A 22,481-nucleotide genomic window follows, 5' to 3' on the forward strand; every position below is an offset into this window, starting at 1 on the left:
ATTTTTTTTACCCAATAGTAAGTTTCTATATCTTTATGGTATAATCATATTATATTGGTTATCCTAAAAGGGAAAAAAGAGAGGACGTAAATTAAGGCTTCAGGAGGTATATTTATGAATCAAAACTTAAAAGAAAAAGCAAGAAAAGAATTTCAACTACAGGGGAAAACCTATCATTATTATAGTCTGTCTGTTTTGGAAGAGGAAGGCTATGACATCAAACATTTGCCCTATTCTATAAAAATTCTGTTAGAATCCCTATTAAGACAATGTGACGGATTTGGAATCAGGGAAGAGCATATACGCAATCTGGCAGATTGGGCAAGAGAACATAAAAAGCAAGGGGAAATTCCTTTTAAACCATCACGGGTTATCTTACAGGACTTTACCGGCGTTCCAGCAGTTGTGGATCTGGCCTCTATGCGGGATGCTATGGCAAGTATAAGTGGTTCCAAGGATTTGATTCATAAAATTAATCCGGAAGTACCTGTAGATCTGGTAATTGATCATTCTGTCCAGGTGGATTGTTATGGCTCAAGGGAATCTCTTCAGGAAAATATGAAATTAGAATTTGAACGCAATAAAGAAAGATACGAATTCTTAAACTGGGCAAAGAAAGTATTTGACAATTTTAGCGTAGTTCCTCCTGCTACAGGAATTATCCATCAGGTGAATTTGGAATTCCTGGCCAAAGTAGTTCGTTCTAAAAAAGAAGGGGATGAAACTGTGTTATTTCCGGATACTTTGGTTGGAACGGATTCTCATACCACAATGATTAACGGTCTTGGAGTACTTGGATGGGGAGTTGGGGGAATTGAAGCAGAAGCAGGTATGTTAGGACAGCCTTCTTATTTTCCTGTTCCTGAAGTTATTGGAGTTCGTTTGACTGGAAATTTACCGGCAGGTGCCACAGCTACGGATCTTGCATTGTACATGACTAAAATATTACGTGAGAAGGGCGTAGTGAGCAAATTCGTGGAGTATTTTGGAGAAGGAGTCAGTAACCTTCCTTTAGCAGATAGGGCTACCGTTGCCAATATGGCTCCTGAGTACGGTGCGACCTGCGGATATTTTCCGGTAGACGAAGAAACTTTGGCATATCTTAAACTAACTGGGCGGAGTGAGGAACATGTTGCATTAGTCAGAGGATATTTGCAGGAAAATGGAATGTTCTTTGAGGAAAAAGAGGAACCCACCTACACAGAGGTAATTGAAGTAGATTTAACAAAGATTGAACCATCACTGGCAGGACCAAAACGTCCTCAGGATAGAATACCTTTAAAGGATATGAAAGAAGAATTCCGAAAGTCTGTTACCGCAAAATTGGGGAATAAAGGACATGGATTAAGCCATGAGGAGTTTAACAAGAAGTGCGAAGTGGTATTAAAAAATGGTAAAAAAAGTACTATGGTAACCGGAAGCGTAGTTATTGCTTCAATTACTTCCTGTACCAATACCTCTAACCCCTATGTATTGCTGGGAGCCGGACTGCTTGCAAAGAAGGCGGTAGAAAAAGGTCTTTCTGTTCCGGCTCATGTAAAAACCTCTTTAGCACCGGGTTCTAAAGTAGTAACTGATTATTTGGAGGAAGCAGACTTACAGCAGTATTTAGATAGGCTCGGATTTTATACCGTTGGTTATGGCTGTGCTACCTGTATCGGTAACTCAGGACCTTTATTGCCGGAAATTGATGATGTGATTATTAAGAATGATTTATTAGTTACTTCTGTATTATCCGGTAATCGTAACTTTGAAGGGCGCATTCACCAGTTGGTAAAAGCAAACTATCTGGCTTCACCTATGTTAGTAGTGGCTTATGCCTTAGCAGGAACCGTTAATATAGATTTGCAAAAAGAACCTTTAGGCAAAGACAGGGATAATAATCCGGTATTTTTAAAAGATATCTGGCCTGAAGAAAAAGAAATACAAGAAGTGCTGATCCAATGTGTAAAACCGGAACTATTCAGCAAGGAATACAAAACAGTTTATCAGAATAATGAAATGTGGAACCATATGAAAGGTGGAGATAGTCCATTATATAAGTTTGATGATAGTTCAACCTATATCCAAAATCCCGATTACTTTAAAAACCTATCCAAGGAGCCGGGCAGTTTAAAAGCGCTTACTAATCTGAGAGTATTGGGTAAATTTAAAAATTCCATTACTACAGACCATATATCCCCTGCTGGTACTATTGGTGAGAATACTCCCGCTGCAAAATATTTGCTGGAGCATGGGGTAAAACAGGAAGACTTTAATACCTATGGTGCAAGAAGAGGAAATCATGAAGTAATGATGAGGGGAACCTTTGCTAATATTCGGATACGCAATCAACTGGCTCCTGGTACAGAAGGTAGTTTTACCACCTATTGGCCAACTAATGAAATCATGTCTATCTATGATGCTGCTATGAAATATAAGAAAGAAAATATTGGATTAGTGGTGCTTGCAGGAAAAGATTACGGAATGGGCTCCTCCAGAGACTGGGCAGCCAAAGGGCCAAGTCTTTTGGGAGTAAAAACGGTTATTGCAGAAAGTTATGAGCGTATTCACCGTTCTAATCTGGTTATGATGGGAATCCTGCCTTTACAGTTTCTACCTGGAGAATCAGCAGATAGTTTAGGATTGACAGGCGAAGAAACCATTTCTGTAGCCATTGATGAAAATGTAAAACCACATGATAAAATAGTAGTAGAAGCAATTGGAACAGAAGGGAATAAGAAACGTTTTTCTGTTCTATTAAGGTTTGATTCGGAAGTGGAAAAAGAATACTATAGGCATGGTGGAATCCTGCAGATGGTATTAAGAGAGAAATTAAATACCAGCTCCAATTATAAAAAGAATTATAAATTTTGAAAAATGTGATTTGAATCATAGTTTAGAGGATAATATATTGCTATATTATTGTCATAAAGATTGGAGGTAATAAAGATGGGAAAAAGAATAACAGACAAAGTAACCTGGGTTGGTAAAGTAGATTGGGAGTTAAAAAATTTTCATGGACAAGAATTTTCCACAAAAAAGGGATCATCATATAATTCATATTTAATCAGGGATAAAAAAATAGTATTAATTGATACGGTATGGCAGCCATATGATAAGGAGTTTGTTTCAAGATTAAAGAAGGAAATCGATCTGAAAGAAATTGATTATATTATTGCTAATCATGGAGAAATTGATCATAGCGGAGCACTTCCTGAGCTTATGAGAGAAATTCCAAACACACCGATTTATTGTACTGCTAATGGTGCCAAGATTCTAAAAGGACATTATCATGAAGATTGGAACTTTGTAACTGTGAAAACCGGTGATTCTCTTGACATTGGTGAGAGCAAGCTGGTATTCGTGGAAGCTCCTATGCTTCACTGGCCGGACAGTATGTTTACTTATATGACAGAGGATAATATATTATTTAGTAACGATGCATTTGGACAGCATTATGCAACAGAAACCCTGTATAATGACCGGGTGGATAAAGAAGAACTTTATGCAGAAGCCATAAAGTATTATGCCAATATTCTCACTCCATTCAGTCCTTTGGTAATAAAGAAGATAAAAGAAGTATTAGCTCTTAATTTACCGGTGGATTACATTTGCACCAGCCACGGTGTCATATGGAAAGAGAATCCCGCTCAAATCATTGAACATTATTTAGAATGGGCAGACAACTATCAGGAAAATCAGATTACATTGATTTACGATACTATGTGGAATTCCACAAGAAAAATGGCAGAAGCCATTGCAGAAGGAATACAGGAAGTGGATCCTGCTGTTACCGTTAAACTATTTAATTCCGCCATAGAAGATAAAAATGATATTTTATCAGAGGTATTTAAATCCAAAGCAATTCTTTTAGGATCACCAGAAATAAACGGAGGATATTTACATTCCATCGGAGGACTTCTGGAGATGATAAAGGGCTTGAAATTCAAGGGAAAAAGTGCAGCTGCTTTCGGAAGTTACGGCTGGAGCGGAAAAGCGGTAAAGCTATTAACGGAAGAATTAGATAAATGCGGATTTAAGATAGTAAATGAGGGACACAAGTCCCTGTGGGTACCTGATCATGCAGAAATAGAAGTGCTAAAAGAATACGGTAAAGACTTTGTAAAGGCTATTCAATAATACCTGTTATAACAGGATAAGATTTCTCTACCTGTAAGCTTAAAAAACTATTCTAATATAGTAATTAGTCAAAGAAGAATTGAAATATAGATACTCTTCATATACTGTCACTTTGCTTTACAAAGTGGCAGTTTTTAAGTTATAATCTACAAAAGGAGGCGAGAATATGAACACCATAAGTAAAAACTGTGCACATTGCCAAAATCGGTTGTGCATACATAAGGTACCTATTTTTTCATCACTTGCACATGAAGATATCATGAAAGTAAAAACATTAATTAACCATAGAGAATACCGAAAAGGGGAATGCATCTATAAAGAAGGGGATAAATTAGACTCTATTGTTATTATAAATGAAGGCAGTGCAAAAGCATTAAAGTATACAGCGGACGGAAGAGAACAAATCTTATATGTGTTCTCAGAAGGGGATTTTTTTGGAGAACAATATTTGCTTAGTGATCAAATCGCAACCTTTACGGTAGAAACATTAGAAAAAGTTAAGGTTTGTATGTTTTCAAAAGAAAATTTTACTCAGCTGATTTTAAATTATCCCAATATAGCCATGCAGATTATCGAGGAACTTGGAGAAAGAGTCACCCAGCTGTTAAATACCATCCAGAATATTGGAGCAAAGAGCGTGGATGCCCGTGTCAGCTCTTTACTATTGGATTTTTCTAAAAAGTATGGTAAGAAAGTTCCGGAGGGAATTCTCATTCGCTTGCCTCTTAGCCGTGAAGGAATGGCTAACTATCTGGGACTTGCAAGAGAAACTGTCAGCCGTAAACTTGGACAGTTTGAAAGTGAAGGGTATATACAGTCGGTAAGCAATAAATCTATATTACTAAAAGAGGAAGAAGCAATAAGGGATATAGCAGGAAATGCTTGAAATATTGAGAATATGTTGAAAAGTAATAGTTAAATAATGAAATATAGAAAAATAAAAACTAAAGAGAATGAAAAGAATAAAGACTGAGGTAAAATAAAAGGATAAAATAAGGAATAAAATAAAAGAATAAATAGAAAATAAAAGAATAAAATAGCATAATGTTTATAAAAGCATAGTGGAATAGAATGAATAGCTGGGTATGGAGATGAGAATCGAAATTTAACTGGCTATTTTTTTTGAGAAGTTTTCTTAAATTTCCAGAAGATTATGTTATAGAAATATTTACTGATTAGAAACATTTACTAAATTTTAAAAGTATCTATAAAATATGATTACAATCACAGAAATCTATCTGTCTTCCGGTTATACTTAGGTCAGAAATTAAACAAAGACGCTGAATAATGCAGCTATAACTCAAAAGGAGGATCCTTTATGAATATAATAGATAGAAACAATACAATTGGAACAGTAGTAGCAGAATTACCAAAGGCAACAGAGATTTTTAAAGAATACGGCATTGATTATTGTTGCGGTGGGCATCGTTTACTGGCAGATGTAATTAAGGAGCAAAATATAGCAGGTGCTGAAATCTATGAAAAACTTCAGCAAGCAGATGAAGAACGAAAGAATCTTTATTTCGGTCAAGAAAATAATTTTAAAGAAATGAGTCCGGAAGTACTATCCGCGTATATTGAAGATACCCATCACAGTTATCTTCGTAAGGCGTTACCGGATACAGCAGAGCTGCTTAGTATAGTTTTAAGAGCACATGGCAGAAATCATAAAGAACTGTTTGAGATTTATCGTTTATTTGGCCAATTAAAAGCGGATCTTGAGCAGCATTTACTAAAAGAAGAAACCCTTGTCTTTCCTATAGTAGGGGAGGCAGAGGAGAATTTGAAGGAAATAAAAGATTTGACCCATGAAATTATTACCGAGCATGAAGCAGCTGGAGAAATTCTTAGAGAGCTTAGAAGTATAACAAAGGATTATCAATTGCCGGCAGATGCTTGTGAAACTTTTGCAAAAACTTATAAAAACCTGGAAGAAATGGAACAGGATTTGCATCAGCATATTCATTTAGAAAATAATATTTTATTGGCGCAATATTCTGACAGGTAATTAGATATACTAAATAGGAAGGGCTTGGTGAATATGGTTGAAAAAGTAATTGATTTAAATAAAACAGTTTATGAATTATGTAATAATAATTCTGAGATACCTAATATTTTAAAAGAACTTGGATTTAAAGATATAACTAACCCGGGCATGTTAAACACCGCAGGCAGGTTTATGACCATACCCAAAGGTGCGGCAATGAAGAAGATTCCCATGGAGACCATTAAAGAAAGTTTTATAAATCATGGATATGAAATAAAAGAATAGGAGGATTGCGATGAGTGAAAGTATTAATAACAGAGAATATCGGAAAAATGTAATTAAAGAAGTTATCAAACAATTACATGAAGGAAAAACCGTTGAGGAAGTAAAACAGCAATTTGAAGAAGCATTTGCAGGAGTGTCCGCTTCTGAAATATCCGAAGCAGAAGGTGCTTTAATTGCAGAAGGATTGCCGGTTACAGAGGTTCAAAGGCTATGTGATGTTCATGCAGCAGTATTTAAAGGCTCTATAGAAGAAATACACCAGCCCACAGATCAAAAGCAGATACCGGGACATCCTGCCAATACCCTGATTCGGGAGAACAGAGTCATTGAAAAGATTCTTGAAAAAGAGATAAAACCATATTATCATGATTTAAAGGATAAAAATATGCAGGAATTAATCAAAGGCATTGATAATTTATCCAAGGTTGCTCTCCATTATCAGAGAAAAGAAAATTTATTCTTTCCTTTCTTAGAGAAGTATGGCATTACTGCCCCACCTAAAGTTATGTGGGGAGTGGATGATGAGATTCGTGAGCAGATTAAAGAAGTAAAAGGGCTATTGGTGGAATCTCCAGATGATACCGATGTTATAAAAGATAAGATAAATGCACTGATTGAGAAAGTAAATGAGATGATTTTTAAAGAAGAAAATATCCTTTTACCAATGCTTCTTGAGAAATTAACCCAGGATGAATGGAAATCCATAGCAAATGATGGAGATGAAATCGAATATTTAGTGGATAAAGTACCTGTATGGAATCCTGCAAAAGAAGCGAAGGAAGAAATAAAAGAAGAAGCCAAAGAACCGGGAGCCATTACACTGCCATCAGGGGTCTTAAAAGTGGATGAATTAACCTGTATGTTGAATTCACTTCCTTTTGACATAACTTTTGTGGATAAAGATGATGTTGTAAAATACTTTTCACAAAGTTCGGAGAGAATCTTCCCACGTACCAAAGCTATTATTGGACGAAACGTTTCCAATTGTCATCCCCCTGCAAGTGTCCACATTGTTGAAAAGATTGTAGAGGACTTTAAGTCCGGTAAGAAAAATCACGAAGACTTCTGGATCCAGGCAGGAGACAAATATATATTCATCCGCTATTTTGCAGTGCGCAGTCCAGAGGGAGAATATCTGGGAGTATTGGAAGTAACACAGGATATAAAGCCGATTCAGGAGATAACTGGAGAGAAAAGATTATTATCAGAATAAAGGTATAGAAAAGTTTATTATCAGATAAAGGTGTAGAAAAATAGGAGCGTATCGTATCTGCAAGCAAAGTATTATATCTACAAGCAGATGCAATATGTAATGGGGGTAAGAGTGAAAAATACCATTTTATTAATCATAGGATTTGTTTCTTTAATACTCGGAGCAGTTGGCGTATTCGTTCCTGTTTTACCAACCACGCCATTTGTGCTATTAGCCGGCGGCTGTTTTTCTATAAGCAGCCCCAGGCTATCAGCATGGTTAAAGAAGAGCAAATTCTTTGGAAGTTACATAGAAAACTATGAGAATAATACCGGAATTCCAAAAGAGGTTAAAATCAAAGCCATAGTAACACTATGGGCAGGTATTATACTATCTATGGTTTTGATTCAGGACAGGATAATAAACAGTATTTTACTGCTGATTGCTGTTTGTGTATCTATCTATTTGGGCAAAATGAAAACCAGATAGAATGTGTGGTAAAATAACCTGAGTTTTGTAGCAAAATAAAGTAAGAAAAACCCCGTCAGTCCAATATTAACCAGGACTGACGGGGTTTTTCTTTGCCACAAGGTTTTGGTGTAATAGCGTAGCTTTCCATTTCAATTATTTTTTATTTTTCCAGGGGAAAGCATTTTGTGATGTAGTTCTCCTTGTTCTACTTTCAATTCCCCATTGCAAAGAATATAACAATTAAGCATACTAAACAATAAAAGTTAGAAGAATAGTGTGAAAACAGATAAATTAACTAAGAAATAATTCTGTTTATTAAGAAGTATAGTAATATTATAAAAAATCCTATTGCTAAATATAAAATACTATGTTACAATAAACCTACTTAACATATCAACATATTAACATGACAAGTAGTAAGCCGATTAATATTGGCTTGATATTAAGAGAGGATGAGAAAAGTGCACATAATAAATTATAATCAAAAATATGAGAAAGGAGTGATTGATCTATGGAATAAAACGATGATTGCAGATCCAATTACATCTCATAAGTTTAGAAAGCAGGCATTATTTGATGATAACTTTGATACGGAGTTATGCTATGTTGCAATCTTAAATGATAGTGTTGTTGGATTTTTATTAGCAACCAAAAGAAAGTTTCCTTATCTTGAAAGGGGACTGGAACCCGCCAGAGGATGGATCAATGTTATGTTTGTTGATACTGATTATAGGCAAAAGGGCATCGGAACTAGTTTAGTTGAACATGCAGAGGAAAAGCTAAAATCTATGGGTGTTGAAACAGTAACTCTTGCAGCTTACAGCCCTAATTATTTCTTTCCTGGAATCGATAAAGATAACTACAGGGATGCAATTAAATTTTTCGATAAATTAGGTTATAAAGCAGGTGAAGAGAGCTATTCAATGTGCAAGGATTTACATGGCTATCAAATCAGCGAAGAAAGCTTGGCTAAATTATCAAAAGCTCAGGAAGCTGGATTTTCTTTTCTGAATTTTGATTACAAATATGCCTTAGAACTACTTGATTTCTTAAAAAATGAATTTGGTGGGGGGTGGAAGCGAAATGCATTGATTTCTATGCAAAACAATACAGCAGAAGATTGTATTTTACTGGTTTTAGATCCAAAACAAGAAATTGTTGGATTTTGTATGCGGATGATTGATGGTAATCCCATGCGCTTTGGCCCCATTGGAGTTAAAGAAGAGGTTAGGAATTATGGAATAGGTGGGATACTATTTGATATTATGCAATTAGAAATGGAGAAACAAGGAATATATCACTTGTATTTTGTATCAACAGATGCACCTGGCAGGAGATTTTATGAAAGACATGGAGTTAAAGTTTTTAGAACTTATGTAGATTATGAAAAAAAGATATAAGGAGGAGTCTAATTATGAATGAAATAAAACGAGTAGTTAGCATCGGAGCCCATTCCTTGGATGCTGAGATTTTGGGTGGGCCAATTATGCTAATGTATGCGGGGCAAGGAGTACATTGCACCTATATACATGTTACCCAGGGCCGATTGGAAGATCCCAATGCAACGGAAGAAGAAAAGAGTGAATATTTACAACAATTACTGGAACAAAATAAACATGCTGCCAATAAATTAGGCGGAGATACAATCTGGTTAGGATATGTTTCCAGTAATATGCCTTCCTTAGAAGAGTTTTCATCAAGATTAGAACAATATTTTGTAGATGAAAAAGTAGATCTTGTTATTACCCATTGGCGTGGTTCCATGCATCGTAGGCACATTAACACACATGACGCAGTGACTACTGCAGTGAAGCATTTGCGTGAAAAGGGTAATTCCATCCGATTGATTTATGGAGAAAATTTTGAAGATTTGGTTGGATTTATTCCTCAAGCTTATTTTAAACTTGAACAACATGAAGTGAAACAGTGGTTTACAGGACTGGAAGAGTACGCAGTATTCAGGGGAGAAATTAATGACTTCCCATACAATGACTATTATTCAACAATAGGTAAGGTTCGTCAAATTGAGTCAAATAATGATGGTTTTACAGTCTCCTATATGTATGCCAGTCTCATTGAGAATAAATTATGGTAGAGGTATGATGAAAGTGAATATTGATAATATAAAAACAGAAAGTCGAAATCCAAAGACATTGAATTTAGATACAATGTCTACGATGGAATTGCTTCGTATAATGAATGAAGAGGATCAGAATGTTATTGATACAATTAAAGAGGCTTTTCCACAGATTGAAGAAAGTATACGTTTAACCACTGAGGCACTTAGGAAGAACGGCAGACTGATTTATATTGGAGCCGGAACAAGCGGCAGATTAGGAATCTTAGATGCGGTAGAATGTATGCCGACCTTCTCCACAACAGATGAAGTAATCGGTCTTATTGCAGGTGGTGAGAGAGCTTTTGTAAAGGCGGTAGAAGGCGCAGAGGATTCTGAGGATTTGGCAGCTGCTGATTTAGATAATATCAGCGCAGGAGAAAAAGATGTTATTGTTGCAATTGCAGCGTCCGGCAGAACCCCTTATGCAATTGGCGCATTAAAACATGCCAGAAAATTAAAGGCAAAATGTATTGGTATTTCCTGTAATAAAGCTTCTGAGTTATCTGAATATGCAGATGTAGCCATCGAAGTCGACGCTGGTCCCGAGATTCTGACTGGCTCCACCCGTTTAAAAGCCGGCACCTGCCAAAAAATCATTTTAAATATGATATCAACAGCAACTATGGTTGGAATAGGTAAAGTATATGGAAATCTGATGGTTGATATGAAACCTACAAATCTTAAGCTGGTGGAACGTGCTAAGCGGATTGTAATACAAAGCACAGGATGTGATATGGAAACTGCTGCAGAGGCTTTAGAAGCCGCTGACTTCTCTATTAAGGAAGCAATTATAATGATATTAACAGGTGTCACAAAAGAAGAAGCGGAAAAAAGAATTAATGAGAATCAAGGCTTTATTAGAAAGTGTATTTAGTATATATTCAAGTAAGTAACCCTTTGAATTACAGGGGCAGTAGTAATAAATCAAAGAAAGGAGAAGCAAAATGGCTAAGACATTTATAAGGGTTGATGACAGATTAATTCATGGACAGACGATTGTTGCATGGTGTCCCACACTATCAATAAAGGAGATTATTGCGGTTGATGATAAAAGCGCTAAGAATCCGGTTCTTAAGTCAATTATGACAATGGGGGTACCATCCTCCTATAAGACCCATATTGTAACAACGGAAGAGGCAAAAAAGATTTTGGCTGTGGAGAGTAATGTTAATCGTTTGGTTATTGTTAAATTTCCTGGAAAATTAGATGAAATGATGGAAGAAATAAAACATGCAGAACTAATTATTTTAGGAAACCTTGCAAAACATGATGACACAATTCATAAAGTAAGCGGTGCTACAGGAATATTCTATTTAAGTGATAAGGATGTTAGCGTTATTGATCGTGTGGTTTTAGAAGGAACAGAAGTCTGTTTTCAACAATTACCATCAACGACAAAAATTAGCTGGGAGACATTTAAAAAATCTATCTAATTAGAAGAGGAGAAGAGTATGCAAATTTATCAAATTATTTTAATCGCCTTATTTGTGTATTTGGGTTCAATTGGCTCAGTTGTAGGAAATACAATCGGCTGGTATACATTAGGAAGACCATTGGTCGCTTCATTAGTTGTTGGAATTATTATGGGGGATGTTCAAACTGCCATCTTGGTGGGTATCTCATTACAGATCATGTATATGGGTAATGTGACACCGGGTGGTGCAGTTGCTTGGGATTTATCTTACGCCACCTATATTGGTGTTGCAGGCGCACTTGTATTTGGTAAAGGATTAGATATTACAGAAATAATTGGTCTGGCGGTTGTTTTTGCTGGCATTGGTGGATTAATTGGACAGATTATGTGGAATATTTCATATGCTTTGAACTTACCCTTGAATATAGTAGCTCGTAGGTATGCTGATGCAGGTGAGACCAAAAAAATGTTTATTCCCAATCTTGTATTAGGACAATTAATTGGTTTCGGGTGCCGTTTCATTCCTGCCGTAATTTTATTGACTTCTATGACGGCAGCTTCTGCCCAGGGAGATTTTGCATCTCTGATTCCGGGCTGGGTTACAACTGCATTGGGTATCTTTGGCGGTATGATGGCTGCATTGGGAATGGGAATTATACTTTCCTTCTTATTAAAGAAAAAGTATCACATCGTAATTTTCCTTGCCGGATTTATTCTGATCACTTACTTTAATTTAACTACAATGGCAGTTGCTGTGGTAGCAACGATCATCGCTGTGTTGTATTATGTTATCAATTCAGATTTAGAGACAAAGAGAGGAGAATCATTATAATGAAGAAAATTAGTGATAAAACGCTTAAAAAATCATTTTTTAATTGGTTTTTCTGGAATGGATGTTCTCAACAGGCTGAAAGTATGTTGGGCTTAGCTTTCGGACAGTCAATGGCACCGGTAATTGAAGAGTTATATGATACGAAAGAGGAAAAAGCAGAGGCATTAAAGAGGCATATCACTCTTTTTAATACAGAATCACAAGTAGGTTCTATTTGCAACGGCGTGGTTTGCGGGCTAGAAGAAGCAAATGCCAATAAAACCTGTACTCCGGAATTAATCAGCAGTGTCAAGGTTGCCTTGATTGGCCCGACTGCTGCAATTGGAGATTCTTTATGGGTTGCAACCTTCATACCGATCCTTTTAACTATTTGTTTGTCAATCTCACAGACATCTCAGGCATCTGCCTGGTTGGGACCAATTATATATATGATTGTTTATCCTATCGGAACCTGTATTCTAAGTTGGTATTTATTTAAATTGGGTTATAAATCCGGTATTGACGGCATGCAGGGATTTATGTCAACCGGGAAACTTAATTCTTTAACGGATACCATGACAGTATTAGGCTTAATCGTTGTGGGTGCATTAACCGCATCTTTCGTTAATTTCACTTTACCGATTCAAATTATCAGAGATGTATTTGATCCAACAACAGGTGAAACGCTTGTAAATCAAGTAATATTCGATGCCGATAAAGTTGTTAATTCTATTTTCCCTAAGATTTTGCCTTTGCTCTTAACCTTAGTTGTATATTACTTATATTCCAAGAAAAAATGGTCACCACTTAAACTAATGGGAATAATTCTGGTAATGGCATGTGTACTTACCTTTATAGGATATTCAACAGGATTTTATGCATAATTGAACAATCACAGCTAATAGATTAATCTGTTAAATATAAGATAAGCCAAAGGAGACTATAACATGATAAGAGTAGTAGTAATGGGGCATGGTGGTTATGCTGAAGGTGTAAAACAGAATTTAGAAATGATAGCCGGATTATCAGACGCCATGTATTTTATAGATTTAACTAAAGAAGATGATTTGTCCGGATTCAAGGCCAAGATTAATCATGTGATACAGGATTTTAATGAGGACGAAGTGCTTTTTGCCTGCGATTTACTCGGAGCCTCACCATTCCGGGTAGCTGCGGAAATCTGCGTAAATCATCCAGGGAAGTACTATACAGTAGCGGGCTTGAACACAATGGCATTTTTAGAGTTAACAATGATTGAAGATGGTGATCTCTCCATTGAAGAGCTGGCTGATCGTGTTGTTAATACCTCTAAGTCAGCGGTAGCAAAGTTTCCTGAATAAGTAAAATAAGCATATATTGGGAAGTGGTGGAGATTCTATTTTTACTTAAGCAGGTTCTTGATATATTTAGATGTAATGATTCATCAGCTGCTATCGTTAGCTATTTGCACTTTTTAAATAGTATGATATAATATTTATTAGTGTTTATGTTAACATATTAGGAGGTAGTATATTTTTATGGAGTATCAAGTACCAAAGTACTTACAAATCAAGGAGGATATTATCAATGCCATTAAGTCGGGTGAGCTGCAGCCGGGGGATAAGGTTGATAGTGGATCTGTGCTTAAGAAAAAATATAACGTATCTACCATTACGGTTAGAAAAGCATTTGATGATTTAATAAAGGAAGATTATTTGATTGGTGTGCAGGGTAAAGGGACGTATGTTGCAAAAAAACACATGAATCGGAGGTTAACCTCAATTAGTTTTAGTGATGAATTATTGCAACAAGGTTATAAGATAGATATGCAGGTGGATAAAATTGAAGAAGTTATTAATGACAGCATTGCAGATAAGTTACTAATTCCGCAAAATCAAATGATCGTATGTGTAAAAAGAATAAGACTTGTTAATAATGAGCCAATTGCTTATCAAATTTCCTATATGGATAGTAATTTACTTAGTCTTAATCAGGCTCAGAGAATTCGGGAAAATAAATCTTTTTATAAGACCTTGGCTGAAAATAATATAGTACCAGTATCTGCAACGGAGAATTATTCAATTAAAGAAGTAAATGATAGCAGAATCGCTAAATTAATGAATATTAAAAAGAATACAGATGCTTTCTTTGTTAAAAGGACAACTGTTGACCAGTCTGGTAAAGTTATCGAATATGCTGAGACTTTTTTCAATAAGGAGTGGTATTCTGTAACAGTAGAAGTAAAAATTTAAGAAGAAAATAGTGGTAAAACATTGTCGTGGTAAATAAATCATGACTACATTATAAAGAAAAATACCCAAATGGTTATGTTGTGCAGATTCGCAAAATAGCTATCATGGGTATTTTTTGTTAAATAAAATATGCCATCATACAGTATGAAATTTGTAATTTTGGCAAATGACTTAAGTGTACTAAATTCTGAGATTTTAGATAAGCTGTCTATACAATGGGGAAGAGCAGATTTATATTTGTAAAAAAGAAAAGACATTTATATGAATGTGTGGTAAAATGAACTAGAATGTTAGTACAAGGTGAATACGATATTATTACAATATAGTAAGGAAAATACGCAGGAGGCTATTATGAAGGGAATTATTCTGGCAGGCGGTTCTGGCACAAGACTTTATCCGATTACCAAAGCAGTGTCAAAGCAAATACTGCCAATTTATGATAAACCAATGATATATTATCCATTGTCCGTATTGATGTTAGCAGGTATCAGAGAAGTGCTGGTAATCTCTACACCAAGAGATTTACCGGTTTTTGAAGAATTATTGAGAGACGGCAGCAATATTGGCATGTCATTCTCTTATGCTGTTCAAAAGGAGCCCAAGGGCCTTGCAGAGGCATTTATTATTGGGGAACAATTTATTGGAAATGATAGAGTTGCCTTAATTCTGGGAGATAATATATTCTACGGAAGAAGTTTTACAGCCACTTTGGAAAGAGCAGTTGCAAGAGAAACAGGTGCTACCATATTCGGATATTATGTAAGAGATCCGAGAGCGTATGGAGTTGTAGAGTTTGATCAAGAGGGAAAAGCAATATCCATTGAAGAAAAGCCAAAGAACCCTAAGTCAAACTTTGCTGTTCCCGGACTTTATTTTTATGATAATCGTGTTATTGAAATTGCAAAAGATGTGAAACCGTCTCCAAGAGGTGAGATTGAGATAACTACTGTGAATAATGCATATTTAGAATTAGGTGAGTTAAACGTGGAAACTTTGGGACGTGGTATGGCTTGGTTGGATACCGGCAATCATGATTCCTTATTGGATGCTGCCAATTATGTAGCGTCTATTCAGAAGAGACAGGGATTGTATATTTCCTGTATTGAAGAAATAGCATATAAGAAAGGCTATATTAATAAAGAGCAATTGCTTACATTGGCAGAACCACTTTTACAAACGGATTATGGCAAATATTTAGCTGATGTATCCAAAGGATTATAGTTTAAACTAAATAAATAACAGTATAGAAGAAATAGATTTATAGGAGATATAAAATGGGACAATTTAATTTTATTAAACTGGATATAGAGGGGTTGTATGCAGTGGAACCAAAATGTATTGGGGACAATCGCGGATATTTTATGGAAACCTATAATTATGAGGATTTTAAAAACGCAGGACTTTCTCAGGTATTTGTACAGGATAATCAGTCATTATCCAGAAAAGGTGTACTTAGAGGCCTGCATTTTCAAATAAAACATCCACAGGGTAAATTGGTTCGTGTTTTAAAAGGTGTAGTATTCGATGTGGCAGTAGATATCAGGCCTGGTTCGAAAACTTATGGAAAGTGGCACGGGGAATATTTATCAGAGGAAAATAAAAAGCAATTCTACATTCCGGAAGGCTTTGCACATGGCTTTTTGGTACTATCGGAAGAAGCGGAATTCGCCTACAAATGTACGGATTTTTATTACCCGGAGGATCAGGCAGGTATTAGCTGGAATGATAAAGATTTAAATATAGACTGGCCCATAAAGGATATGGAAATCATATTATCTGAGAAGGACTTAAGACAACAAAACTTTAAGGATATAAAATAAGGAGATAGTTACAATGAAGAAAAGTATTTTAATAACCGGTGCCAACGGACAGTTAGGACGGGCGCTGAATGCAGTATTAAAAGAACAGCTAGATTCAGACACTATAATCCTTAACACCAGCAGAAGAGAGCCCACTGCTTATTGTCCGATAATTCTTGATATAACCAATCCACTGGCAGTTACCAACATTGTGCAAGATTTAAAACCGGATGTTATCGTGAATTGTGCTGCTCATACAGCAGTGGATTTGTGTGAAAGCGAGAAGGAAAAGGCATATGAAATGAATGCCCTTGGACCAAAAAACCTGGCTGTGGCTGCTCATGCCATTGATGCAAAATTCATTCATGTATCAACCGATTATGTATTTGATGGTGAGAAAAAAACTCCTTATACAGAAGAAGATGAGACGAATCCCCAAACCGTATACGGTAAAACTAAATTAGAGGGGGAAAGATTCGTACAAAATTACTGTGATAAGTACTTCATTATACGTACTGCCTGGTTTTATGGTGAAGGTAAGAACTTTGTAAATACCATGCTTAAACTGGCAGAAGAACATAAGGAAATTGGTGTAGTAAGAGACCAGTTTGGTACTCCCACCAGTGCACAGGAATTAGCCAAAGCTATCGTATTCTTGATGAATACGGAAAACTATGGACTTTATCATGGAACTTGTGAAGGTATCGCAACCTGGTATGAATTTGCTACGGAAATATTCCGATTAGCAGGTAAAGCGGTAACAGTAAAATCTCTTACCACAGAAGAATATCCGACACCGGCAAAAAGGCCGAAATATTCTGTTCTTGAGAACAAAAAGTTAAAAGAATTGGATTATTACATGAAACCATGGAAGGATGCTTTACAAGAATATATGAAAGCTAACATTACCTTATAGAAGAATAAATAACAGGAGGACAATCGTGAAAACTTATTTAGTAACCGGAGGTTCCGGATTTATAGGTTCCAATTACATTCATTACATGTTTGAAAAATACCAGAATAATATTCATATTATTAATGTGGATTGCCTTACCTATGCAGGAAATCCTGAAAATCTGACTTCCATTGAGAAGAGATCTAATTATACATTTATAAAAGAGGACATTTGCAACAAAGATGCTATTCATGAGATTTTTCAAAAGTATGATATTGACAGAGTTGTTCATTTTGCAGCTGAAAGCCATGTAGACCGCAGTATTCGTAATCCTCAGGTATTCGTAAATACTAATGTAATGGGTACCTTAAATCTGTTGGATGCAGCTAAGTGTGCCTGGGAGACAGAAGAGGGTTATAAGGAAGATAAAAAATATCTTCAGGTTTCCACAGATGAAGTATATGGTTCTTTGGATGATGAAGGAGGGTATTTTTATGAGTCAACACCAATAGACCCTCACAGCCCATATTCCGCCAGTAAAGCATCCGCAGATATGTTAGTAAAGTCTTACATAGACACCTTCCATTTTCCAGCTAATATAACAAGATGCAGCAACAACTATGGGCCTTACCAGTTCCCGGAAAAACTAATTCCTTTAATGGTTAATAATGCTTTGCTTGGTAAGAAACTCCCAATCTATGGTGACGGAAAGAATGTAAGAGACTGGTTATATGTAACAGATCATGCCAAAGCCATTGACATGGTGATGGAACAAGGAAAACCTGGTGAAGTCTATAATGTAGGCGGACATAATGAAAAAGAGAATATTGAGATTGTCCACTTGATTATACAAACTTTGTCTGAGCTTTTACCGGATCAGGATCCTCGTCAGGGACATCTTAATCAGGATTTAATTCAGTATGTAGATGACCGCAAGGGACATGACAGGCGATATGCCATCGCTCCTGATAAAATAAAAGATGAAATCGGCTGGGAACCGGAAACAATGTTTGCAGAGGGTATCCGCTTAACCATACAATGGTATCTTGAGAATCAAGAGTGGATGGAACATGTAACAAGTGGGGATTATCAAAAGTACTATGCAGAAATGTATAAGTAATATAAACCCTTATCAATAAAAGTAATAAAATTATATATAAATAGTATGTGGCGAAGAATCTCAGATAAGGAAAAGGTTCTTCGCTGCTTTTATGTTTTGGCATGTTGAAGGAAATGATTTACCACAGATACAAGCATAGCATTAATGCAATACTAACGGTAAAATTAAAAATTACAAAAAAAACTTGATTTTTTACAAAAAGGTGTTATAATTATTACATAATTATTAAATAATTATTACTTGATTTAAATATTTTATCCTAAATTATTAAATATATGAAACATAATTTAAGGATATGACTATCTTTATCAGGCTTTAAAAGGAGATTAATATGAGATTCAGAAAGTTAGTATTGTGTATGGGTGTAGGAATCCTACTATGTGCATTTCCTAAAATCAACACATATGCAACAGAAGAAGTAACCGTTAATGCAGAACAAGTAGAAGCGACTGAGACAGAGGAAATAGAAACAACAGAAGCAGCAAAAGTAATTGAGGCAGCAGGTGCTGTTGTTACACCCGTAACAGAAGAAGCTACACCAAAAGCAGAAGAAGCTGCTCAGGAAGAAAAGACAGAAGAAATAAAAACAGAAGAAGATAATAAAGAAACAAGTAATATAGATAAAAAATCAGAACCGGCGAAAGAAGTTAAAAAAGCGAAAGAAGTTAAAAAAGCGAAAGCAGAAGATTCTGATAAAAAAACAGAAGCAAAAGCGAAAGAGAAAAAAGTAGAAAAAAAAGCGGAAAAGAAAGAGGATAAGAAGAAATATTCTGAAGCAGATCTTAGGTTATTATCCGCTATTATATACTGTGAAGCAGGAAGTGAATCCTATAAGGGTAAAGCAGCAGTTGGTATTGTAATTATGAATCGTGTAAGATCTGGTTCATTTCCCGATACAATCAAGGGAGTCGTATATCAAAGCTATCAATTTAGTCCTGTTAGAAATGGTTCACTGGATAGAGCTTTAGATCAATACGATAAGGGCAGATTTACATCAGAAGATGAAAAAGAATGCATACAGGCAGCTAAAGAAGTATTAAGTGGCAAAACAACCCTTACCTTAGATGGTAAGGAAAAAGATTTTAGTAAGTATTTATTTTTCAGCGGAAGATTAAAGGGTCATACCCTTTCAATAGGGAATCATCAATTTAAATAAGGATAAGAATAGGTTATTGTAAAACTGTCATTTTGAGCCGTTTAGGTGAATAATTTCATTATGAAAGTGAGATTATTCCAGTGAATCCAGCATTGCTGATTAAATTCAGCTTTGCTGAATTCGCACTCTCAAGATGGCAGTTATTGTTTTGCAACAGCCTTTTTTAAATTTACAATAGAATGAGCAAGGTTAAAAAATTAATTCTCAACCTGTGAAAGGAGCAAGGTTACAAATATGATTAAAACAATTATTTTGGACATTGGACAAGTTATGGCACATTTTAGATGGAGGGAATACTTAACAGATTGCGGTTATGATAAGGAAAAAATAGATAGAGTAAGTAAAGCAACGGTATTAAGTAAAGAGTGGGGTGAGGAGGATAGAGGTATTTTAAGTGATGAAGAACTTATTAATGCATTTATTTCCAATGATCCAAGCGTTGCGAAGGAAATCAGGCAGTTAAAAGGAAGTCCTGAAAAGCTTGTTCAGGAATATGATTATTCTGCTGACTTTGTGAAGAAACTGAAAGCAAACGGCCATAAGGTATATCTGTTATCCAACTATGGAAAGACTAATTTTGCATATGCCAAATCAAGTTTTAAATTTATACCCTATGTAGATGGGGGCATAATTTCTTATGAAGTAAAGCATATAAAACCGGAACCTGAGATATATCAGGCACTTATTGATAAATATCAATTTGATCCTAAAGAAGCGGTATTCCTTGATGATTCCTTAGCAAATCTTGAAGGAGCAAAGGCCTTTGGTTTCCATACAATTCATTTTACAGAATATGATAAAGCGGTGGAAGAATTAAAAATCCTTGGAGTTAATATCTAGACAGAAAGAAAGATTTCATATAAAATATCATAATGTCATAAATATTTAGGCCATGGAAGGAATAAAGTTAAATGGAACGTGATGAAATTATAATTCGAAATGCCATCGTACATATACTGGACTCTACATTAGGAATGCCGGTGTTGTCCGATTATCTACTGGAAATGGGTCCGGATTTAAATGATTTTTTAAGAGGTCATATTTACCGGATTGCTGCCAGTGATGATATGAAAAACTGTAATTTTAATAAAGAAGAGTCCTATGTATATAAATGTATCGAAAACTTTTCAGAAGAGAATTTGATACCCATCAGCCAGGAAATTGCAAAATACCTATACACCATTATGAATCAGAATATAGATATAACACCTGCTGATTTACTGGTTGTAACTTATCAGGTAAATAGTACACTTCATTTAGCATTGTTAAAGATGAATTACAAAGAAACATATATTCATTATGCGCAAGCGGTAGAAAGTGGTAATTATAATGATATTATTAAGCAAAAGGTAACCCTGCCCAATGAATCTGCAAAACTGTCAGAAGCAGTACTAATTAATCTAAGTGATTATACCATACAGCTGGTGGAAAAAAAATATGAAGTAAATGGAGTGAAAACAAATTATTTATCCCAGGTTTTTTTACAATGTCAAACCAAATTGTCGCAAAAGGCAAAGCTAAATATTATTACCAAGGCTGTGGATCAAATCAATCAAAAGTATTTTGAAGAAGATTTGGACAGACAAATGGAAACCAAAGCTGCCATATATCAGGAATACGTAGAGCAAGGCTCTATTAACGTGGAAAGTATCAGCGAGAAACTTTTTCAGGAACAGACGGAATTAAAAGAAGAATTCACGGAGAAATTGGAAAAGTATAATTTGCAGACAGAGGAAGTAAAACCACAGAATAAGCAAACCACAAAGAAATTTGAAAAACAATTTTTAAAAACAGATACAGGAATTGAGATTAATATACCTATGGAACAATACAACGATAATAGTGTTGAATTCATTAATAATCCGGATGGTACGATTTCGGTTCTTATTAAAAATATTAATCATATATCATCAAAATAGTGGGAAAATAAAATATTATTACGGTATACTTCTTATTGGGAAATAATGCTTGTTTAACTTATTATATTCATATATAATGGTATTAAATCTCATATACAGTTTGGGTACCCTATTAAGGTGCCGGAAGCCAGGCTCCCTATTGTGTGGGATTCTGCTGGCAATATAAGAATGGAGTGATTCATATGAAGAAAAGAAAATATACGATATTATTTATATGCATAATAACAGCTTGTCTTGCATTAGCAGCATGCGGAAAGAAGAAAGAAGGGGATAATACAGGGAAAGAAACGATCACCCCCAGCCCTGCACCTACTTCCACTCCCACACCAACGCCAACTGTAACGCCAAATATCACACCAACACCGGAAGAACCGGATTATATTAGCGAAGCAGATGCTATTAAGAATATTCAAAAAGTTATTGGTGAACGTGGCTATACCATTGAATTATTGGAAGACAACCTTATGGTAGACGGAAAAGAATACTATAAATTCCAGATTAGTGATAGTTTAGCGGTCATAGAACCTGATGTGATTGTAGATAAATTAAGCGGTGAGATATTCTGTTACTATCAGGATGGAATAGTAAGTACTTTTGAGGAACATCCTTTGTTTACTCAGACAACTAAAGATCCGGAAGAAACAAGTCATGATTTTACCAAGGAAGATGCCCTTGCTAAATTAAATGAAGTTCCTGGGAAAATACTTAACCTGCCGGCGGAATTGTCCGAATATACCATTATTTATGATGATTGGACAACCATGGTAAATGGAGTGGAGTGTTATGGAATTAATGCTTTTGCTGAAGTAAAAGACAATAAAAGAGTAAATATGGGTGTGTATTATGTAGCCGTAGACGGAAGCGCAATGTTTCAATTTGATAGTTTAAGTGACGATTTTGTAGAAATTAAATAAATTAAAGGGCTGTTGCAAAATGTATGGATACCGGATACGGATATTT

At 35.5% G+C, this 22,481-nt stretch carries 23 protein-coding genes; all 23 read left to right on the forward strand.

Annotated features, from left to right (window positions below):
• Positions 1 to 114: 114 nt before the first annotated feature.
• The 23 genes from acnA (at position 115) to RT261_RS00175 (ending at position 22,435) form a co-directional block, all read left to right on the forward strand.
• Entirely contained in the window at positions 115 to 2,856 is a 2,742-nt protein-coding gene (acnA, locus tag RT261_RS00065; RefSeq protein ID WP_313127831.1) for an aconitate hydratase AcnA, read from the forward strand.
• A gap of 75 nt (positions 2,857 to 2,931) precedes the next feature.
• Complete coding sequence (locus RT261_RS00070) at positions 2,932 to 4,122, forward strand: anaerobic nitric oxide reductase flavorubredoxin (protein WP_313127832.1); 1,191 nt, start codon at positions 2,932 to 2,934, stop codon at positions 4,120 to 4,122.
• A gap of 166 nt (positions 4,123 to 4,288) precedes the next feature.
• Positions 4,289 to 5,008 carry a Crp/Fnr family transcriptional regulator gene (locus RT261_RS00075; RefSeq protein ID WP_313127833.1) on the forward strand — a complete coding sequence of 240 codons (720 nt, stop codon included), beginning with the start codon at positions 4,289 to 4,291 and terminating at the stop codon, positions 5,006 to 5,008.
• Between the two features lie 432 nt (positions 5,009 to 5,440).
• Positions 5,441 to 6,130 carry an iron-sulfur cluster repair di-iron protein gene (gene ric, locus RT261_RS00080; RefSeq protein ID WP_313127835.1) on the forward strand — a complete coding sequence of 230 codons (690 nt, stop codon included), beginning with the start codon at positions 5,441 to 5,443 and terminating at the stop codon, positions 6,128 to 6,130.
• Positions 6,131 to 6,163: 33 nt separating this feature from the next.
• Complete coding sequence (locus RT261_RS00085) at positions 6,164 to 6,394, forward strand: DUF1858 domain-containing protein (protein WP_313127837.1); 231 nt, start codon at positions 6,164 to 6,166, stop codon at positions 6,392 to 6,394.
• A gap of 10 nt (positions 6,395 to 6,404) precedes the next feature.
• Positions 6,405 to 7,607 (forward strand): DUF438 domain-containing protein, encoded by a 1,203-nt coding sequence (locus RT261_RS00090; RefSeq protein WP_313127839.1) that lies wholly within the window; start codon positions 6,405 to 6,407, stop codon positions 7,605 to 7,607.
• 111 nt (positions 7,608 to 7,718) lie between these two features.
• On the forward strand, positions 7,719 to 8,075 hold the full coding sequence (locus tag RT261_RS00095; RefSeq protein WP_313127841.1) for a YbaN family protein: 357 nt from the start codon (positions 7,719 to 7,721) through the stop codon (positions 8,073 to 8,075).
• Between the two features lie 443 nt (positions 8,076 to 8,518).
• Entirely contained in the window at positions 8,519 to 9,457 is a 939-nt protein-coding gene (locus tag RT261_RS00100) for a GNAT family N-acetyltransferase (RefSeq protein ID WP_331665343.1), read from the forward strand.
• Between the two features lie 14 nt (positions 9,458 to 9,471).
• Positions 9,472 to 10,152, forward strand: coding sequence for a PIG-L deacetylase family protein (locus RT261_RS00105; RefSeq protein ID WP_313127845.1), 681 nt, complete (start codon positions 9,472 to 9,474; stop codon positions 10,150 to 10,152).
• 4 nt (positions 10,153 to 10,156) lie between these two features.
• The gene (gene murQ, locus RT261_RS00110) at positions 10,157 to 11,050 is read left to right on the forward strand and encodes an N-acetylmuramic acid 6-phosphate etherase (protein WP_313127846.1); all 894 of its coding nucleotides are present in this window, start codon (positions 10,157 to 10,159) and stop codon (positions 11,048 to 11,050) included.
• 70 nt (positions 11,051 to 11,120) lie between these two features.
• Positions 11,121 to 11,609, forward strand: a complete 489-nt coding sequence (locus RT261_RS00115) for a PTS system mannose/fructose/N-acetylgalactosamine-transporter subunit IIB (RefSeq protein ID WP_313127848.1) — start codon at positions 11,121 to 11,123, stop codon at positions 11,607 to 11,609.
• Positions 11,610 to 11,627: 18 nt separating this feature from the next.
• On the forward strand, positions 11,628 to 12,422 hold the full coding sequence (locus tag RT261_RS00120) for a PTS mannose/fructose/sorbose/N-acetylgalactosamine transporter subunit IIC (protein WP_313127850.1): 795 nt from the start codon (positions 11,628 to 11,630) through the stop codon (positions 12,420 to 12,422).
• Positions 12,422 to 13,285, forward strand: a complete 864-nt coding sequence (locus tag RT261_RS00125) for a PTS system mannose/fructose/sorbose family transporter subunit IID (protein WP_313127852.1) — start codon at positions 12,422 to 12,424, stop codon at positions 13,283 to 13,285. The genes RT261_RS00120 and RT261_RS00125 overlap by 1 nt, the downstream gene beginning before the upstream one ends.
• A 63-nt stretch (positions 13,286 to 13,348) precedes the next feature.
• Complete coding sequence (locus tag RT261_RS00130) at positions 13,349 to 13,741, forward strand: PTS sugar transporter subunit IIA (protein ID WP_313127854.1); 393 nt, start codon at positions 13,349 to 13,351, stop codon at positions 13,739 to 13,741.
• Between the two features lie 177 nt (positions 13,742 to 13,918).
• Positions 13,919 to 14,632 carry a GntR family transcriptional regulator gene (locus tag RT261_RS00135; protein ID WP_313127855.1) on the forward strand — a complete coding sequence of 238 codons (714 nt, stop codon included), beginning with the start codon at positions 13,919 to 13,921 and terminating at the stop codon, positions 14,630 to 14,632.
• 351 nt (positions 14,633 to 14,983) lie between these two features.
• Positions 14,984 to 15,853, forward strand: coding sequence for a glucose-1-phosphate thymidylyltransferase RfbA (gene rfbA, locus RT261_RS00140; protein ID WP_313127857.1), 870 nt, complete (start codon positions 14,984 to 14,986; stop codon positions 15,851 to 15,853).
• A gap of 53 nt (positions 15,854 to 15,906) precedes the next feature.
• Positions 15,907 to 16,452, forward strand: coding sequence for a dTDP-4-dehydrorhamnose 3,5-epimerase (rfbC, locus tag RT261_RS00145; RefSeq protein WP_313127859.1), 546 nt, complete (start codon positions 15,907 to 15,909; stop codon positions 16,450 to 16,452).
• Between the two features lie 13 nt (positions 16,453 to 16,465).
• Positions 16,466 to 17,347: a dTDP-4-dehydrorhamnose reductase gene (rfbD, locus tag RT261_RS00150; RefSeq protein WP_313127860.1), complete on the forward strand. Its 882-nt coding sequence runs from the start codon at positions 16,466 to 16,468 to the stop codon at positions 17,345 to 17,347.
• Positions 17,348 to 17,372: 25 nt separating this feature from the next.
• Entirely contained in the window at positions 17,373 to 18,446 is a 1,074-nt protein-coding gene (rfbB, locus tag RT261_RS00155; protein WP_313127862.1) for a dTDP-glucose 4,6-dehydratase, read from the forward strand.
• 331 nt (positions 18,447 to 18,777) lie between these two features.
• Positions 18,778 to 19,602, forward strand: coding sequence for a cell wall hydrolase (locus RT261_RS00160; RefSeq protein WP_313127863.1), 825 nt, complete (start codon positions 18,778 to 18,780; stop codon positions 19,600 to 19,602).
• A gap of 234 nt (positions 19,603 to 19,836) precedes the next feature.
• Entirely contained in the window at positions 19,837 to 20,442 is a 606-nt protein-coding gene (locus RT261_RS00165; protein WP_313127864.1) for an HAD family hydrolase, read from the forward strand.
• A gap of 71 nt (positions 20,443 to 20,513) precedes the next feature.
• Positions 20,514 to 21,521: a nucleoid-associated protein gene (locus tag RT261_RS00170; RefSeq protein WP_313127866.1), complete on the forward strand. Its 1,008-nt coding sequence runs from the start codon at positions 20,514 to 20,516 to the stop codon at positions 21,519 to 21,521.
• 182 nt (positions 21,522 to 21,703) lie between these two features.
• Positions 21,704 to 22,435 (forward strand): hypothetical protein, encoded by a 732-nt coding sequence (locus tag RT261_RS00175; protein ID WP_313127868.1) that lies wholly within the window; start codon positions 21,704 to 21,706, stop codon positions 22,433 to 22,435.
• Positions 22,436 to 22,481 lie beyond the last annotated feature (46 nt).

The sequence above is a fragment of the Anaerocolumna sp. genome (assembly GCF_032079385.1).
Taxonomy (GTDB): domain Bacteria; phylum Bacillota; class Clostridia; order Lachnospirales; family Lachnospiraceae; genus Anaerocolumna.

Coding starts and splice junctions, on each gene's coding strand:
- acnA (WP_313127831.1), top strand. CDS start 115: ATGAATCAAAACTTAAAAGAAAAAGCAAGAAAAGAATTTCAACTACAG.
- RT261_RS00070 (WP_313127832.1), top strand. CDS start 2,932: ATGGGAAAAAGAATAACAGACAAAGTAACCTGGGTTGGTAAAGTAGAT.
- RT261_RS00075 (WP_313127833.1), top strand. CDS start 4,289: ATGAACACCATAAGTAAAAACTGTGCACATTGCCAAAATCGGTTGTGC.
- ric (WP_313127835.1), top strand. CDS start 5,441: ATGAATATAATAGATAGAAACAATACAATTGGAACAGTAGTAGCAGAA.
- RT261_RS00085 (WP_313127837.1), top strand. CDS start 6,164: ATGGTTGAAAAAGTAATTGATTTAAATAAAACAGTTTATGAATTATGT.
- RT261_RS00090 (WP_313127839.1), top strand. CDS start 6,405: ATGAGTGAAAGTATTAATAACAGAGAATATCGGAAAAATGTAATTAAA.
- RT261_RS00105 (WP_313127845.1), top strand. CDS start 9,472: ATGAATGAAATAAAACGAGTAGTTAGCATCGGAGCCCATTCCTTGGAT.
- murQ (WP_313127846.1), top strand. CDS start 10,157: ATGATGAAAGTGAATATTGATAATATAAAAACAGAAAGTCGAAATCCA.
- RT261_RS00115 (WP_313127848.1), top strand. CDS start 11,121: ATGGCTAAGACATTTATAAGGGTTGATGACAGATTAATTCATGGACAG.
- RT261_RS00120 (WP_313127850.1), top strand. CDS start 11,628: ATGCAAATTTATCAAATTATTTTAATCGCCTTATTTGTGTATTTGGGT.
- RT261_RS00125 (WP_313127852.1), top strand. CDS start 12,422: ATGAAGAAAATTAGTGATAAAACGCTTAAAAAATCATTTTTTAATTGG.
- RT261_RS00130 (WP_313127854.1), top strand. CDS start 13,349: ATGATAAGAGTAGTAGTAATGGGGCATGGTGGTTATGCTGAAGGTGTA.
- RT261_RS00135 (WP_313127855.1), top strand. CDS start 13,919: ATGGAGTATCAAGTACCAAAGTACTTACAAATCAAGGAGGATATTATC.
- rfbA (WP_313127857.1), top strand. CDS start 14,984: ATGAAGGGAATTATTCTGGCAGGCGGTTCTGGCACAAGACTTTATCCG.
- rfbC (WP_313127859.1), top strand. CDS start 15,907: ATGGGACAATTTAATTTTATTAAACTGGATATAGAGGGGTTGTATGCA.
- rfbD (WP_313127860.1), top strand. CDS start 16,466: ATGAAGAAAAGTATTTTAATAACCGGTGCCAACGGACAGTTAGGACGG.
- RT261_RS00160 (WP_313127863.1), top strand. CDS start 18,778: ATGAGATTCAGAAAGTTAGTATTGTGTATGGGTGTAGGAATCCTACTA.
- RT261_RS00165 (WP_313127864.1), top strand. CDS start 19,837: ATGATTAAAACAATTATTTTGGACATTGGACAAGTTATGGCACATTTT.
- RT261_RS00170 (WP_313127866.1), top strand. CDS start 20,514: ATGGAACGTGATGAAATTATAATTCGAAATGCCATCGTACATATACTG.
- RT261_RS00175 (WP_313127868.1), top strand. CDS start 21,704: ATGAAGAAAAGAAAATATACGATATTATTTATATGCATAATAACAGCT.